Source organism: Caballeronia sp. INML3B (genome assembly GCF_023631305.1).
In the GTDB taxonomy this organism is placed as follows: Bacteria; Pseudomonadota; Gammaproteobacteria; order Burkholderiales; family Burkholderiaceae; genus Caballeronia; species Caballeronia turbans.
The window spans coordinates 13,543-28,089 of sequence record NZ_JALQDI010000023.1; the positions used below are offsets into that span (position 1 = coordinate 13,543).

17 protein-coding genes are annotated in these 14,547 nt (G+C 63.6%); 5 read left to right on the forward strand and 12 right to left on the reverse strand.

Features of this window, described 5'->3' with window-relative positions; translation table 11 throughout:
- Positions 1 to 68 precede the first annotated feature (68 nt).
- The 4 genes from NCS58_RS12225 to NCS58_RS12240 form a co-directional block, all read right to left on the reverse strand.
- Entirely contained in the window at positions 69 to 509 is a 441-nt protein-coding gene (locus NCS58_RS12225; RefSeq protein WP_061121313.1) for a biopolymer transporter ExbD, read from the reverse strand.
- A 12-nt stretch (positions 510 to 521) separates the two neighbouring features.
- Positions 522 to 1,187 carry a MotA/TolQ/ExbB proton channel family protein gene (locus tag NCS58_RS12230; protein WP_061121314.1) on the reverse strand — a complete coding sequence of 222 codons (666 nt, stop codon included), beginning with the start codon at positions 1,185 to 1,187 and terminating at the stop codon, positions 522 to 524.
- Positions 1,188 to 1,202: 15 nt separating this feature from the next.
- Positions 1,203 to 2,000 (reverse strand): 4-hydroxy-tetrahydrodipicolinate reductase, encoded by a 798-nt coding sequence (dapB, locus tag NCS58_RS12235; RefSeq protein ID WP_250538519.1) that lies wholly within the window; start codon positions 1,998 to 2,000, stop codon positions 1,203 to 1,205.
- 120 nt (positions 2,001 to 2,120) lie between these two features.
- Positions 2,121 to 2,921, reverse strand: a complete 801-nt coding sequence (locus NCS58_RS12240; protein ID WP_061121316.1) for an outer membrane protein assembly factor BamE — start codon at positions 2,919 to 2,921, stop codon at positions 2,121 to 2,123.
- Between the two features lie 175 nt (positions 2,922 to 3,096).
- Between NCS58_RS12240 and fur the strand changes: the two genes are divergently transcribed.
- Positions 3,097 to 3,525, forward strand: coding sequence for a ferric iron uptake transcriptional regulator (gene fur / locus NCS58_RS12245; RefSeq protein WP_035507641.1), 429 nt, complete (start codon positions 3,097 to 3,099; stop codon positions 3,523 to 3,525).
- A 140-nt stretch (positions 3,526 to 3,665) separates the two neighbouring features.
- Here the strand turns inward: fur and NCS58_RS12250 are convergent, their stop codons facing one another.
- The 3 genes from NCS58_RS12250 to NCS58_RS12260 are packed head-to-tail and all read right to left on the reverse strand — an operon-like array spanning position 3,666 to position 6,533.
- Entirely contained in the window at positions 3,666 to 4,175 is a 510-nt protein-coding gene (locus tag NCS58_RS12250) for an ureidoglycolate lyase (RefSeq protein ID WP_250538520.1), read from the reverse strand.
- Complete coding sequence (alc, locus tag NCS58_RS12255; protein WP_250538521.1) at positions 4,172 to 5,182, reverse strand: allantoicase; 1,011 nt, start codon at positions 5,180 to 5,182, stop codon at positions 4,172 to 4,174. Before alc ends, NCS58_RS12250 begins: the two co-directional genes overlap by 4 nt.
- Before the next feature lie 25 nt (positions 5,183 to 5,207).
- Complete coding sequence (locus NCS58_RS12260; protein WP_061121319.1) at positions 5,208 to 6,533, reverse strand: C4-dicarboxylate transporter DctA; 1,326 nt, start codon at positions 6,531 to 6,533, stop codon at positions 5,208 to 5,210.
- 228 nt (positions 6,534 to 6,761) lie between these two features.
- Here NCS58_RS12260 and NCS58_RS12265 point away from each other — a divergent pair, with 228 nt between their 5' ends.
- Entirely contained in the window at positions 6,762 to 7,454 is a 693-nt protein-coding gene (locus NCS58_RS12265) for a FadR/GntR family transcriptional regulator (protein WP_061121320.1), read from the forward strand.
- 111 nt (positions 7,455 to 7,565) lie between these two features.
- Positions 7,566 to 7,955 carry a hypothetical protein gene (locus NCS58_RS12270; protein WP_061121321.1) on the forward strand — a complete coding sequence of 130 codons (390 nt, stop codon included), beginning with the start codon at positions 7,566 to 7,568 and terminating at the stop codon, positions 7,953 to 7,955.
- A gap of 71 nt (positions 7,956 to 8,026) precedes the next feature.
- On the opposite strand, the gene gap is transcribed toward NCS58_RS12270, so the two are convergent.
- Entirely contained in the window at positions 8,027 to 9,037 is a 1,011-nt protein-coding gene (gap, locus tag NCS58_RS12275; protein ID WP_061121322.1) for a type I glyceraldehyde-3-phosphate dehydrogenase, read from the reverse strand.
- A 48-nt stretch (positions 9,038 to 9,085) separates the two neighbouring features.
- Positions 9,086 to 11,098, reverse strand: coding sequence for a transketolase (tkt, locus tag NCS58_RS12280; protein ID WP_250538523.1), 2,013 nt, complete (start codon positions 11,096 to 11,098; stop codon positions 9,086 to 9,088).
- A 497-nt stretch (positions 11,099 to 11,595) separates the two neighbouring features.
- Between tkt and NCS58_RS12285 the strand changes: the two genes are divergently transcribed.
- Together NCS58_RS12285 and NCS58_RS12290 are read left to right on the forward strand one after the other, a co-directional pair.
- Entirely contained in the window at positions 11,596 to 12,009 is a 414-nt protein-coding gene (locus NCS58_RS12285) for a glyoxalase/bleomycin resistance/extradiol dioxygenase family protein (RefSeq protein ID WP_061121327.1), read from the forward strand.
- A 64-nt stretch (positions 12,010 to 12,073) separates the two neighbouring features.
- Complete coding sequence (locus NCS58_RS12290) at positions 12,074 to 12,811, forward strand: 16S rRNA (uracil(1498)-N(3))-methyltransferase (RefSeq protein ID WP_061121324.1); 738 nt, start codon at positions 12,074 to 12,076, stop codon at positions 12,809 to 12,811.
- Positions 12,812 to 12,909: 98 nt separating this feature from the next.
- Here NCS58_RS12290 and NCS58_RS12295 read toward each other — a convergent pair whose 3' ends face one another.
- The 3 genes from NCS58_RS12295 to NCS58_RS12305 form a co-directional block, all read right to left on the reverse strand.
- Positions 12,910 to 13,473, reverse strand: a complete 564-nt coding sequence (locus NCS58_RS12295) for a barstar family protein (RefSeq protein WP_250477078.1) — start codon at positions 13,471 to 13,473, stop codon at positions 12,910 to 12,912.
- 16 nt (positions 13,474 to 13,489) lie between these two features.
- Positions 13,490 to 13,972: a ribonuclease gene (locus tag NCS58_RS12300; protein ID WP_061121328.1), complete on the reverse strand. Its 483-nt coding sequence runs from the start codon at positions 13,970 to 13,972 to the stop codon at positions 13,490 to 13,492.
- 417 nt (positions 13,973 to 14,389) lie between these two features.
- Positions 14,390 to 14,547, reverse strand: a 158-nt coding sequence (locus NCS58_RS12305; RefSeq protein ID WP_143756435.1) for a phosphate acyltransferase, incomplete at its 5' end; no start/stop codon positions are given.

A 14,547-nucleotide genomic window follows, 5' to 3' on the forward strand; every position in this document is an offset into this window, starting at 1 on the left:
GGCTTCTGCAAGGCCCGCCGAACGGGGAAATGGCGATTATACCGTTCGATGCGCGGCAACTCGCGCGCTTATCTCGCGGGCGCCGGTGCCTGCGGCCGCCCCGGCTGCGTGACGAAGCCGATGCGTTCCAGCCCCGCCTGCTGCGCCGCGCCCATCACCTGCGCGATGACGTCGTAGCGCGTCGCACTCGAGGCCCGCAAATGCAGTTCGGGTTTCTGCGCCGCCTTGCCTGCATCGGCGAAGCGCGCGCGCATCTGCTCGAAACTGACCGGCGTGTCGTTCCAGAAGAGCTTGCCGGCGTCGTCGATGGAAAGCGTGATGGTTTGCGGCGTCTCGCGCGCGGGCTGCGACGCGACTTTCGGCAGATCCAGCCGGATCGCGTGCGTGAAAAGCGGCGCCGTGATGATGAAGATGACCAGCAAGACGAGCATGACGTCGATGAGCGGCGTCATGTTGATGTCCGACATGGGCGCGCCGTTGGATTTCTTGTCGAGTCCGCCGAAGGCCATGGCCGCGCGCTCCTATTCGGTCGGACCGCAGACGAAGGCGTGCAGATCGTGCGCGAAGCCGTCGAGCTCCTCGGAAATCTGCCGCACGTAGCGGCCGAGCACGTTGTACGCGAGCACGGCGGGAATCGCGACGACCAGCCCGAACGCCGTCATGATGAGCGCTTCGCCGACCGGCCCGGCGACGTTTTCGATCATCGCCTGCCCGCTCGACGCGATGCTGACCAGCGCGTGATAAATGCCCCACACGGTGCCGAGCAGGCCGACGAACGGTGCCGTGCTGCCCACCGATGCGAGCAGAACCTGGCCGAATTCGAGTCGGCGTTGGGAGCGGAGCAACGCATGACGCAGCGCGCGCAGGACGCGTTCACTGCGCTCCACGCGGGCGAGCAGCGCGCCCGGCATTTCAGCTTCGGATGCACGCCACGCTGCTTCGGCGAGCGGCAGAAACACGCGCTCGCGATCGACGCGCTGCAATGCGCCGATCCCGTCTTTCAGACTCGGTGCCTGCCAGAAGTGTTGCAGCGCACGCGGCCCCTGCCATTTGGCACGCGCGAGAATCCACGCCTTCACGAGCAGGAAGCACCAGCTCGCGAGCGACATCGCGAGCAGCAAGCCCGCGACCGCGTGCGTCACGGCATCGCCGGATTGCAGATAGTGGATAACGCCCGTTGCCGCCATTGTCACGAAGATGAATCAGCGCAGGCCGAGAACGTCCTGCATGTCGAAGAAGCCCTTTTCGTGCCCTTGCAGAAAGTGCGCGGCGCGCAGCGCGCCTTGCGCATAGGACAGACGGCTCGCCGACTTGTGTGTGATCTCGACGCGCTCGCCGATGCCCGCGAAGAGCACCGTGTGATCGCCGACGATATCGCCGCCGCGAATCGCGGAAAAGCCGATGGTCGACGGATCGCGCTCGCCCGTCACGCCTTCGCGCGCGTACACGGCACAGTCCTTCAGATCGCGGCCGAGCGCGTGGGCGATCACCTCGCCCATCGCGAGCGCGGTGCCCGACGGCGCGTCGACCTTGTGCCGGTGATGCGCCTCGATGACTTCGATGTCGTAACCCTGCGCGAAATGCTTCGCGGCGAATTCGAGCAGCTTCAGCGTGACGTTCACGCCCACACTCATGTTCGGCGCGAACACGACGCCGATCTTCTCGCCCGCCTGCTTGAGCCGCGCCTTCTGCTCGTCCGAGAAACCCGTCGTGCCGACGATCATCTTCACGTTGTGGCGCAGCGCGGCTTCGAGGTGCGCCATCGTGCCTTCGGGGCGTGTGAAGTCGATCAGGTAGTCAGCGTCGGCGAACACGCGCTCGATGTCATCGGTCAGTAGAACGCCCGTGGTTTTGCCGAGGAACGCGCCCGCGTCCTGCCCGAGCTGCGGCACGCCGGGCCGGTCGAGCGCGCCGACGAATTGCGCGTCCGGATCGTTGAGAACGGTTTCGATCAGCATCCGGCCCATGCGGCCCGATGCGCCGGCGATGGCGATCTTCATGGCAGTCTCGTGTTGAACCGCGCGCAAGACGCGCGATGGATGATGCGGATTGGCGATGCGGCTGAAGCGGCGCCGCGTCGAAACGCGTGGCGCGGCTTCGGCTCCGAATGGCTGAACTGCTTACTGGCTTTGCTGCGGCAGATAGAACTGCGCCTGGCTGCCCGCGTTGGCCGGCGTCGGCGACGAGCCCGCCGGGCCTACCGCGCTGCTGTCCGGAATGTTGATCGTCTGCGGCCGGCGTTGCAATTGAATCTGCGAGTTGCTGCCGCTCTGGCCGCTCGAACCGGGCGCGCCGCCTGCCGTCTGCGGCACGTTCACGCGCACCGACGACTGCGTGCGGCCCGTCGGCGTGTCGACCTGCGCGGTGGCGCGGTTGGCGGCCTGTGCGGCCTGCTGATTGGCGTCGCCCGCGAATGCGGCTGCGGTATTCGGCTGCGTGGACGGCTCGCCGGACGGCGCGGTCACCGCTGCCGTCGACGCCACCGGCGCCGACGCCGCTGCCGTCGCGACCGGCTTCGCGACCTTGACGCCCTTGTCGCCGTCGATTTCCGCGAGCAGTTCGAGGTTGGAAGGCAGGTTCTCGCCGCCCGACCAGCTCACGACGCGATCGCTCGCGAAGTTCACGACGAAGTCCCGCTGCTGCACGATGGACGCGGACCCGCGTTTGAAATAGAACACATAGTCCCAGCGATCGGCGTGGAACATGTCGGTCAGAAGCGGCGTGCCCAGGAGCTGCTTCACCTGATCACGCGACATGCCGACCTGCATCTGATTCGCTGCTTCCTGCGAAACGAAATTGCCTTGCACGACCGTGATCCGATACGGTGTGATGCTTTGCGCGATCTTCTGCGTGACGCTGTCGTACGCCGAGCAGCCGGCGAGCAATGCGGCCAAGGTTGCTGCGATCACGGTTCCCCGCATGCGACGGCTCTCCCTGCAAGTCGATAAAAATTTGGAAAACATTTCACCTTTCACGCGAGGCGCTCCGAGGTCGCGCTCTTTTCGTCCAATTCGCCTTGCGTCCGCTCGGGATGTCGGGAATCGGAAAAACGCATTACTATGAGAACCTTGAATTGTACTCTAGGGATGCCTAGCCATGACCAATCCCGCCGATCTCAAAAATATCGGGCTCAAGGCGACCCTGCCCCGCCTCAAGATTCTCGAAATTTTTCAGCATAGTCCGGTGCGCCATCTGACCGCCGAAGACGTGTATCGAAGCCTGCTCAACGAAGAGCTCGATATCGGTCTCGCAACGGTTTATCGCGTGCTCACGCAGTTCGAGCAAGCCGGCCTGTTGTCGCGGAGCAATTTCGAATCGGGCAAGGCCGTCTTCGAGCTGAACGAGGGATCGCACCACGATCACCTCGTGTGCATCGACTGCGGTCGCGTGGAAGAGTTCTTCGATGCGGAGATCGAACGCCGTCAGCAATCGATCGCGAAGGATCGCGGCTTCAAACTCCACGAGCATGCGCTCGCGCTGTACGGCGCATGCACGAAGGAAAACTGCCCCCACCGCAAGCATTGAGGTGACGCGCCGGCCAGCGGCGCGTAGATGAAAAAACCGCCGCCCATCGGCTCGATGGGCGGCGGTTTCGTTTCGCCTGTACGTTTCGTGGTTTTGCGTCTGATCGATTCGCATTTGCGTTTGCGTTCCAAACGACCGCCTCAAGCCGCGCGCGCTTCGTGTTCGATCAGCGTGTATCGCTCCGGCAATTCGATCTCGTCGCAATTCGGAAGATCGCCGCCCCGATCCACGACGATGAAATCCGCCACCTTGTCGAGCACGATCAGCGGGTGATGCCAGACGCCGCGCGCGTAGTTCACGCCTTGCGAGCCGCGCACATGGAACGCGCGCATCCGGTCGGGATCGAACTCGCCCGCGGGCGCGACGACCACGAGATAGCGCACGTCCGCGAGCGGCACGAACGCCTGGCTGCCGAGCGGATGCCGCTCCATCATCGAGATCACGACCGGCTGCGCGCGCGGCTGGCCGCGAAACACGTTGATGAGCGGCCGTCCGCCGCTCTCGAAGCCGACCTCCACGTTCGCGAGGTCGTGAAAGCGCTCGGTCGTGTCCGCGTTGATCGGAAAATGGCGCGCGCCTTGGAGTTCGATCACATCGCCGAACGGGGCGAAGGCCTCGCGCGTGAGAGGCTCCAGGGTCAGCGTCTTCATTCGATTTCACCGAAGATTCGCAGACGCGACACGCCGCCGTCCGGATAGATGTTGAAGCGCACGTGCGTCACGGGACCGAGCGCGGCGATCTCTTTTTCGAAGCGATGCACGCTGTCCATCGACAGCTTTTGTTCGTCGAGCAGCACGGGCCAGAACATCGCCTGCGTGACGAGCGATTCGTCCGTGCCGCCTTCCACGCGCGCCGCCTGCAGCGAACAGCGGTCCGGATAGTTGCCCTTGAAGTGCGCGGTATCGACTTCGATCGCGCGAATCACGCCGGGATTCGCCAACGCGACGATCGCCCAGTCGTTGCCCGGCTCACGGCGCCGGCGCGTTTCCCAGCCATCGCCCATGTTCGCGCCGCGTCCCGGCATCAGCATTTGCGACGCGGGACTGAAGTGCTGATTGTTCGCCGCGACGAGATACGCGCCGTTTTCGATCGCCGCGAGATCGAGCAGCGTGCCGCGTTCGACGCGCGAGAAATCCGCCTTCGGCTGCCCGTACACGCGCAACCGCGCGATGCCGCCATCGGGATAGATGTTCACGCGCAGATGCGTGTAGGCGCGCGTGTCGCCGATCTCCAGATAGTGATGACGATTACCCTGCAGCGTCGTCGACGGAACGATCTCGCGCCAGTCGCCGTTTTCCTGCGGATTTCCGTTTTCGCTGTAGCACGCTTCGATCGACGCCGCAGGCGGGAAATTGCCGGTGAAGTGGCTCGTGTCGATATCGATGCCGTGAATCACGCCCGCGCGCGCGAGCTTGACGATGCAGTAGTCGTGGCCCGTCGTGCGCTTGCGGCGGGTCTCCCAGCCGTCCATCCACTTGCCGTGCTCGTCGTACTTGCCGGGGATGAACACCGCCGGCTGCGGCTCCAGCATGCGCTCCTTCGGCGCGAAGAATTCGTCGGTGGCGAAGAGCGCCTGCGCACCGAGCCGCGGGTCCGCGAGATTCATGTAGCGGCGGGCGAAAGCGGGAGCGTCTGCGTCGAGAATCGGGTTGGCCATTTCAGTTTCCTTCAGTTGCGGTGAGTCACAATGCGTGTGCGTTTTCATGTCCGTGACCGTGCGCAGGTTCCGGCGCGGCGGGCACGAAGCGGTATTCGGCATCCTGGTCGAGCACGCGTTTCGCGCGCGCCCGGTCGATGTCCTTCTCCCACACGGCGACGACCACCGTCGCCACGCAATTGCCGATCAGGTTCGTCAACGCCCGTGCGATGCCGACGAACCAGTCGACCGGCAGAATCAGCACGAGGCCGAGCACGGGAATCGCGGGAATGGCGGAGAGCGTCGCGGCGAGGATCACGATGGCCGAGCCGGGAATGCCGTGCGCGCCCTTCGACGTCACGAGCGACACGAGCACGACGACGATCAGGTCATGCAGCGACAACGGCGTGTTGGTCGCCTGGGCGATGAAGATCACCGCGAGCGTGAGATAGATCGAGAAGCCATCGAGGTTGAACGAGTAGCCGGTCGGGATCACGAGACCGACGGTCGAATCCTTCACGCCCATCCATTCGAGCTTGCGCATGATCTGCGGCAGCACGGCATCGGAGGAAGCAGTGCCGAGCACGATCGACAGTTCTTCACGCAGATAGCGCACGAGCTTGAAGATCGAGAAACCCGCGAGACGCATCACCACCCCCAGCACGACGAACACGAACAGGAAGCAGCTCGCGTAAAACACGATCACGAGCAGACCCAGTTGCTTGAGCGAGGCGACGCCGTACTGACCGGTCGTGAACGCGATCGCGCCGAGCACGCCGAGCGGCGCGAGCTTGATGATGAACGCCATGATGCGGAAGAACACGTTCGACAACTCGTCGATGAACACCGTCACGCGCTGCGCCTTCTCGCCGAGCATCGAGAGCGCCGCGCCGAACAGGATCGCGAACACGAGCACTTGCAGGATGTCGCCTTTGGCGAAGGCATCGACCGCGGTGTCGGGAATGATCTTGAGCAGGAAGCCCGCGGTGTCCTTCAGGCTCTTCGCGTGCTCCGTGTAGGTGGAGAGCGACGCGGCGTTGAGCGTGTGAAGGTCGATATTCATGCCGACGCCCGGGCGCGTCACCCACGCGAGAATCGCACCGATCACGAGCGCGAGCGTCGTCATGATCTCGAAGTAGATGACCGCCTTCAGCCCGACGCGCCCGACCTTCTTCAGATCACCCGCGCTCGCCATGCCGCTCACGACGACGCAAAACACGATCGGCCCGATCACCATCTTGATGAGCTTGAGAAAGCCGTCGCCCAACGGACGCAACGACTGGCCGAACTGCGGAAACAACGCCCCCACCACGATGCCGATGACCAGCGCGATCATCACCCTGCCGAACAGCGAATTCAAAAATCTCGACACGACCGTCTCCTCGTGTAATGTCTCGGGATCAGAGCAACTGTTCCGACTGGTCGGACCAGTGCCGTGATGGGGAATATTAGAAAGCCGATATAGCCCCGTCAAGGAAGCATTGATAGCGGTTTACCCTTTCCTGGCCAGGCACGAAACCGCGAGCGGAACAACCGTTCACACGCGCGCACGGCACGCGCATACAATGGCGGTCAGACCGGCCAATACTGTTTTCTTCCTATGAAAAACGTCCCGCATACCGTGACCGACGCCGCAATCGCGACCATCCGTGAGCGCATCGAATCCAGCGTGTACCCGGTCGGGAGTCTGTTGCCGGCGCAACGGCAACTGTCGGAGGAACTGTCGATCAGCCGGGCGTCGCTGCGCGAGGCGCTCTCGACGCTCGAAGCACTCGGCATGCTGCACATCCGCCCGGGCAAGGGTGTGTATGTCAGCAGCGCGCAGGCGAGCACCGCGCATCCGTGGCGCTTCGCGGATCAGGCATCGCTGCCTGACACGTATCAGATGCGCTTCGCGCTGGAGGGATTCGTCGCGCGGCTCGCGGCGCATTCGATCGGCGATTCCGACATCGACTGGCTCGACGACAATCTCGATTCACTGCACGCCGCGTTGACGGAGTCGGCGCTCGAGGAAGCCGCGCAACTGGACTTCGCGTTCCACATGCGCATCGTGAGTCTCGCGGGGAACGCTGCGATCGAATCGATCCTGCGCGGCAGCGCCGACATCATGAAGGAGAGCCAGCGCCTGCCGTTTTATCGGCGTGAACTGGTACTGTCGACGTATCACGAGCATGCGGTAATCATCGAAGCGTTGAAGGCGCGCGACGGAGAGAAGGCCGGCCGCGCGATCGAAGGACACATCGTCAATGCGGCGCAGCGCGCGGGCGTGCATTTTCCGGTGCCGAACAGATAAAGCACGGCACTTCTCGACGTGTTCGCAGTCCCAGCAAGGGCCGTGCGTGATGGAGGTTTCTATCCGCTTGCGCTGCCCTGCAATTAGCGAACATCAAGAGGAGCAGCATCGATGGACATGCAACAACTCGTTTCAGAATTTCTGTCTTCGGAGCACGGCGCGCAAGCCACGCAAGCGCTGACCGATCAAGGCTTCAGTCCCGAAGATAGCCAGCAAATGCTCAGCACCGCTGCGGAAACCGCGCACGCACACGCCGAAGAACAGAATCAGGGCTTGCTGGGTGATCATCCTGGCAAGAGCTTTTTCGCCGCGTTCGCGGCAGGGCTCGTGCGGGGCGACGGCTTTCTGAAATCGATGGAAGAAGGTGGCGAAGGCATCCTGACGGGGCGCGTCGCCGAATCGATCGCGGCGCGCATGGGAATCGATCCCGCCACGGCATCGACAGTTGCCGCTGCGGCGACGCCTTACGTCGTCTCGTTCCTGCGAGAAAAGCTCGCGTAACCGAGATAGGCCGAAGCACCAAAAACAAAGCCGCTCCGAAGAGCGGCTTTGTCGTTTCAGCAAGCCGAAACTTACTTGGCGTTCGCGAGCGCCACAGCCGTATCCAGCATGCGGTTCGAGAAACCCCACTCGTTGTCGTACCAGCTCGACACCTTCACGAGACGGCCGGAGACCTTCGTGAGCGTGGCATCGAACGTCGACGAGGCCGGGTTGTGGTTGAAGTCGATCGAGACCAGCGGCGCGTCGTTGTAGCCGAGGATGCCCTTCAGCTCGCCTTGCGACGCTTCCTTCATGATCTTGTTGACTTCCTCGACCGTCGTGTCGCGTGCGGCGATGAACGACAGATCGACCACCGATACGTTGATCGTCGGGACGCGGATCGCGTAGCCGTCCAGCTTGCCGTTCAGTTCCGGCAGAACGAGGCCGACAGCCGAAGCAGCGCCCGTCTTCGTCGGGATCTGGCTGTGCGTCGCCGAGCGCGCGCGGCGCAGGTCTTCGTGATACACGTCCGTCAGAACCTGATCGTTCGTGTAGGCGTGGATCGTGGTCATCAGACCGTTCACCAGACCGATCTTGTCGTTCAGCGGCTTGACGAGCGGTGCCAGGCAGTTCGTCGTGCACGATGCGTTCGAGATGACCGTGTCGGAAGCCTTCAGCACGTTGTGGTTCACGCCGTACACGACGGTCGCGTCCACGTCTTTGCCGCCCGGCGCCGAGATGATGACCTTCTTCGCGCCGCCCTTGATGTGCGCGCTCGCCTTTTCCTTCGTCGTGAAGAAGCCCGTGCACTCCATCACCACGTCGACCTTCAGCTCGCCCCACGGCAGTTCGGCCGGGTTGCGGTTCGCCAGCACGCGGATCTTGTCGCCGTTGACGACGAGGTAGTCGCCGTCCACCGACACTTCGCCCGGGAACTTGCCGTGCGCGGTGTCGTATTGCGTCAGGTGCGCATTGGTCTTGGCATCGCCGAGGTCGTTAATGGCGACGATCTCGATGTCATGCTTCTTGCCGTTCTCATAGAGGGCGCGCAGCGTGTTGCGGCCGATCCGGCCGTAGCCGTTGATTGCAACGCGAATCGTCATGGTCTATCTCCTTGGCTTAAAAAAACCTTGCTTCGCTGACGTCAGTGCTTACGCGGCGAGAACGGCCTTCGCCGTCTTGACCACGTTCTCCACCGTGAAGCCGAAATGCTTGAACAGCGCGCCCGCCGGGGCCGACTCGCCGAACGTGTCGATGCCGACCACGCCGCCTTCGAGGCCCACGTATTTGCGCCAGAAATCCGTCACGCCCGCCTCGATCGCCACGCGCGCCACGCCCTTCGGCAGCACGCGCTCGCGGTACTCGGCGTCCTGCTTGTCGAAGACGTTCGTGCAGGGCATCGACACGACACGCGCGCCGATGCCGTCCTTCGCCAGCGCCTCGACCGCTTCCATCGCGAGCTGCACTTCCGAGCCGGTCGCGATGAGGATGATCTTGCGCGCGGGGATATCGTCGTTCCAGTCGCGCAGCACGTAGCCGCCCTTCGCGATGTTGGCGATCTGAATGTCGTTGCGCGTCGAGAATTGCAGGTTCTGGCGGCTGAAGATCAGCGTCGACGGACCGTGGTGCGCGATCGCGTGCGTCCACGCGACGGCCGTTTCGACCGTATCGGCCGGGCGCCACGTCTGCAGATTCGGGATCAGGCGCAGGCTGGACACGTGCTCGACCGACTGGTGTGTCGGGCCGTCTTCACCGAGGCCGATGGAATCGTGCGTGAACACGAAGATCGAGCGCGATTTCATCAGCGCGGCGACGCGCAGCGCGTTGCGGCTGTAGTCCGAGAACGTCAGGAACGTGCCGCCGAACGGACGATAGCCGCCATGCAGCGCGATCCCGTTGATGGCCGCGCTCATGCCGAATTCGCGCACGCCGTAATTGATGTGGTTGCCCCACTGGATGCCCGAGGGATTCGCGTTTTCCGCATCTCCTGCCGCACGCACCGCCTTGGAAGCCTTCCAGTTGGTGAGATTCGAGCCGGTCAGGTCGGCCGAACCGCCGAGCAGTTCCGGCAGCGCCGCCGCGAGACCTTCGATGGTCTGCTGCGATGCCTTGCGAGTCGCGACGGTTTCGGCTTTCTGGTTCGCGTCCTCGATGATCTTTGCGGCAGCTTCCGCCCAGTTCGCGGGCAACTCACCGCTCATGCGACGTGCGAATTCGGCGGCCTCGCTGGCGTATTTCGCCTTGTACGCGTCGAACGCCTTGTTCCATTCGGTTTCGGCGTGCGTGCCTTGTTCCTTCGCGTCCCACGCTGCGTACACTTCCTGCGGAATCTCGAACGGACCGCAGTTCCAGCCGATGGCCGCGCGCGTCGCCGCGATTTCCTTGTCGCCGAGCGGCGCGCCGTGCGCATCGTGGCCGCCCGCCTTCGTCGGCGCGCCCTTCCCGATGACCGTGCGGCAGCAGATCAACGTCGGCTTGTCCGACTTCTTCGCGGCGGCGATGGCGGCATCGACCGCATCGACGTTGTGGCCGTCCACCGCGCGGATCACGTTCCAGCCGTATGCCTCGAAGCGCTTCGGCGTGTCGTCGTGGAACCAGTGCTCGACGTGGCCGTCGATCGAAATGCCGTTGTCGTCGTACAGCGCGATCAGCTTGTTCAGCTTCAACGTGCCCGCGAGCGAGCAGGCTTCGTGCGAGATGCCTTCCATCAGGCAGCCGTCGCCGAGGAACACGTACGTGTAGTGATCGACGATCTTCGCATCTGCCTTGTTGAACTCGGCGGCGAGCAGCGCCTCGGCAAGCGCCATGCCGACCGCATTGCCGACGCCCTGCCCCAGCGGGCCGGTGGTCGTCTCGACGCCCGGCGTCATGCCGACTTCCGGATGGCCCGGCGTCTTCGAATGCAACTGGCGGAAGTTCTTCAGTTCGGCGAGCGGCAGGTCGTAGCCGGTGAGGTGCAGGAGCGAGTACAGCAGCATCGAACCGTGGCCGTTCGACAGAACGAAACGGTCGCGATCGAACCAGTGCGGGTTCGTCGGGTTGTGCTTCAGATGGCGCGACCACAGCGCGACGCCAATTTCTGCCATGCCCATGGGCATGCCGGGGTGACCGGAGTTGGCTTGTTGAACGGCGTCCATGGCGAGCGCGCGGATTGCGTTGGCCATGAGGGCGGACTGGCTGGAGGTCGGGATCGTCATGTCGAGTCTGGGGCAGGTCCTGAAATGATCCGCGGTGCTTCTCTGGCAGTACTTCTCACTCGAGCCGGACCCGCGGGACACAACGTTTTCAGGACCGGAACGACGAGAAACGACGAGGATCGGGAGGCCGTCATTCTAACAGACCGGTCCGATTGACACGCGCCTGTAAGGAGCGCGTCCGGTGCGGCCAGGCGTCCCGGCGCGCGGGCATGTTCCGTGCAAATCACCGTCGGCGAGTCGGGGGAACCGCACCGCGCCGCGTGCGTCGCAAGCGATACAACCGTGTCACGACGACGCGACAACGCGTGACATTACACGGTAACGCGCGCCGCCAACGGACGTTCATCCGGCGAAATCCGTCCGGCGCGCCATGTTCGTTCATTCTCTGCCGGTCCATTCGTAGTACGGCTTCGTGGCAAAATGCTTCCCATTGTGCAGCAGCAAGGCTTCAAGGAGTGCTTTCGATGACCGACCCACGCCCCGCCGACGTGCCCTGGCTGATTCCGTATCTCACCGTGCGCGACGCGCGCGTAAGCACCGCGTTCTATGAGAAGGCGCTCGGCTTCGGGGTGCGCGACAGCGTGAACGATGACGGCACGATCATCCATGTCGAGATGACGTATCGCGGACAGTTGATCGTGATGTTCGCGCCAGAAGGCGCATACGGATCGCAGGCGCGCACGCCGAAGAGCGCGGGACTGATGGCGCCGCAGTCGTTCTATCTTTATGTCGATGACGTCGACGCCACTTTTCAGCACGCGCTCGCCGTCGGCGCGAAGCCGCTCATCGAGCCGCAAGACCAGTTCTGGGGTGACCGCTTCGCGCAGATCGAAGACCCGGACGGCTATCGCTGGGCGATCGCGCGGCATCTGCGCTGAAGCGGCGCGTCGCCGGCGAGCATCATCACTATCCGCGGACAGCAACGTTCGCGATCGAGCATTCATGCCACGTTTTCATGTCGACGGTCCGCTTTTCGTGGGCCGAACCCTCCTCCTTCCGGATGACGTCGTGCGTCACGTGCACGTGCTGCGTCTGCAAACGGGCGACGCGGTTACCCTTTTCGACGGCCGCGGCGGCGAATATCGCGGCGAACTCGTCGATATCGCGAAGCGCGCGGTGACGGCGCGCATCGACGAATACAGCGATCGCGAGGCCGAGCCGCCTTATCGCGTGACGCTCGCACAGGGTGTCGCGGGCGGAGACAAGATGGACTGGCTCATTGAGAAGGCGGTGGAACTGGGCGTGGCGGGCATCGCGCCGATCACCACGGAGCGCGGCGTCGTGCGTCTCGCCGGCGAGCGTGCGCTCAAGCGGCAGGCGCACTGGCAGGCGCTCACGCGCGCGGCGTGTGAGCAGTGCGGGCGCAACCGCGTGCCCGACGTCGCGCCGCCGCGCGATCTTCACGCCTGGCTCGCCGATCTGCCCGCCGCCACCGATGGCGAACTGCGCCTGCTGCTCTCGCCGCGCGCCGAAGTAAGCTTCGCAGCGCTGCCGGTCGATGCACCGCGCGAACCAGTCACGTTGCTGATCGGGCCGGAAGCGGGTTTTTCGCCCGGCGAAGAAAGCGCCATCATCGAGGCGGGATTCTCGGCGCTCGAGCTCGGCCCGCGCGTGCTGCGCACGGAAACGGCGGGCATCGCGGTGCTCGCGGCGCTGGCCGCGCGTTGGGGCGGCTGGTGATCCGCCCGCCACACAAATGAAAACAGCCCGATGGACGCCTGGCTGCATCCATCGGGCTGTTGCTTATCTTGACCGGCGCTCGCGCCAGTCGTGCTGAATCAGACGAACGAATAGAACACGCGGAACGCCACTTTCCTTTCCGCCCAGAATTCCGCCGCGTCGCGGAACACGTCGAGCAGCACTTCCCGGCCTTCCTTGTCGAACTTCTGCGCAATCGGCAGTTGTTCGAGCACGATCACGAAACCCGGTTGCGAGCCCGCCTTGTGGACGAGATCGGTGAGCGAATCGTAGAGCGCGTCGTAATTTTTGCCAAAGTGCTTCGGAAACAGAAACGACGTCGCGATGGTCTCGAGCACTTCCTGCTTGCTCTGCGCCTGGCCCAGATAGGCATAGAGAAAATGCTGGCCGAGGCGGTTCGCCTCATCCGCGAGATCCTGCACGCGAAAAGCGCGAATCGACTGAACGATATTCGGCCGCACCGTGGCGAACAGCGCTTCCGGATCCTCTTGCGGATGGCCCTCCTCAGGCCTCGTCTCGTCGTCGGGTCTGTTGTCGTGTTCTGTCATGCGTAGCCGCAATACTCGCTGGAACAGGTTGCCATCGCCGGTGGCGAAAAGATCACTCGCGACGCTGTGGTCGTGCGCGTAGATGTTGTCGCTCATGCCGTAAATCCCGTAGTTAATCCGCAATCCGTTTGAAAGTAGCGTAGTGGTCGTCCGTGTAATAGCAGTCGCCGACCTGCTTCTTCGGACCACCGCACACGATCCGGCGCGCGCCGCGATCCCGCGCGCGAGGCGTGGGAACGGTGTATTCGTGGTAGTAGCCGCGTGGATGCCGCGGAAGCACACGCTCGCGATTGCCGAACACGACGCCGTCCTTCTCGTAAGGGAATGGGCCACCCGTTTCGATCAGCCGCAGGGTTGCGACGGCCTGCCTGGGCAACTGCGCAATATGGACGGTGGCCAGTCCGTCGCGCTCTTGCCCGCCGGTCGCGTCCGGCTGCCGTACTTGCGCCTCCCGGACCGGCTCTGCTCGCGAGGCCGGCGCCGGACTCACCGAAGCAACCGGTTCCTGACCGCCGCCTCGAGGTTCGTCCTTGCCGCATGCGCCCAGAAGGACGCTCAAGGCGACGAAAAAGGAAATACCTCGCGCGCGTGTCACCAACCGACTGCCCTCGCGTTGCACCACAATCCGGCGACCATGAAAGATGTAAGGGTATCGCTAATGACAGGGCGAAGCAACGTTGGCCCGAAAATCGGAAATTTTTTCTCGGTTTGGCGAAGACTGGTCAGTTCTGAGCGATTCGTCGTCGCATGATTAGCCCAAATCTGAGAGATTTTTATCGCGGACGAGATAATAATTTGCTCATGGGATCTTGAAGCCCCTGGATGAGCCGCCTCACTCGTCGCCAGCTTCACGGCATCGCGCTCCGCCGACGATCCCGCGTTTTGCGGGTTAAAGCAGATACCCTCTTTTGCTTTTTCTCCAGCGTGCCGTGCTCGCACGGCACGCTTTTTTCTACCCGGAAAAAAAAGCGGCGGGCAAGCCCGCCGCTTTTATCTCATGCCATAGCCGCGATCAGCGCGCCGCCGATGCGTCCGCCACCAGCAACGCCGTCATATTGACGATACGCCGCACCGTCGCCGACGACGTCAGCACGTGAACCGGCTTCGCGGCGCCGAGCAGAATCGGCCCGATGGCGATGCCGCTGCCCGCCGCCGTCTTCAGCAGGTTGT

Coding starts and splice junctions, on each gene's coding strand:
- NCS58_RS12225 (WP_061121313.1), bottom strand. CDS start 509: ATGGCCTTCGGCGGACTCGACAAGAAATCCAACGGCGCGCCCATGTCG.
- NCS58_RS12230 (WP_061121314.1), bottom strand. CDS start 1,187: ATGGCGGCAACGGGCGTTATCCACTATCTGCAATCCGGCGATGCCGTG.
- dapB (WP_250538519.1), bottom strand. CDS start 2,000: ATGAAGATCGCCATCGCCGGCGCATCGGGCCGCATGGGCCGGATGCTG.
- NCS58_RS12240 (WP_061121316.1), bottom strand. CDS start 2,921: ATGCGGGGAACCGTGATCGCAGCAACCTTGGCCGCATTGCTCGCCGGC.
- fur (WP_035507641.1), top strand. CDS start 3,097: ATGACCAATCCCGCCGATCTCAAAAATATCGGGCTCAAGGCGACCCTG.
- NCS58_RS12250 (WP_250538520.1), bottom strand. CDS start 4,175: ATGAAGACGCTGACCCTGGAGCCTCTCACGCGCGAGGCCTTCGCCCCG.
- alc (WP_250538521.1), bottom strand. CDS start 5,182: ATGGCCAACCCGATTCTCGACGCAGACGCTCCCGCTTTCGCCCGCCGC.
- NCS58_RS12265 (WP_061121320.1), top strand. CDS start 6,762: ATGAAAAACGTCCCGCATACCGTGACCGACGCCGCAATCGCGACCATC.
- NCS58_RS12270 (WP_061121321.1), top strand. CDS start 7,566: ATGGACATGCAACAACTCGTTTCAGAATTTCTGTCTTCGGAGCACGGC.
- gap (WP_061121322.1), bottom strand. CDS start 9,037: ATGACGATTCGCGTTGCAATCAACGGCTACGGCCGGATCGGCCGCAAC.
- tkt (WP_250538523.1), bottom strand. CDS start 11,098: ATGGCCAACGCAATCCGCGCGCTCGCCATGGACGCCGTTCAACAAGCC.
- NCS58_RS12285 (WP_061121327.1), top strand. CDS start 11,596: ATGACCGACCCACGCCCCGCCGACGTGCCCTGGCTGATTCCGTATCTC.
- NCS58_RS12290 (WP_061121324.1), top strand. CDS start 12,074: ATGCCACGTTTTCATGTCGACGGTCCGCTTTTCGTGGGCCGAACCCTC.
- NCS58_RS12295 (WP_250477078.1), bottom strand. CDS start 13,473: ATGAGCGACAACATCTACGCGCACGACCACAGCGTCGCGAGTGATCTT.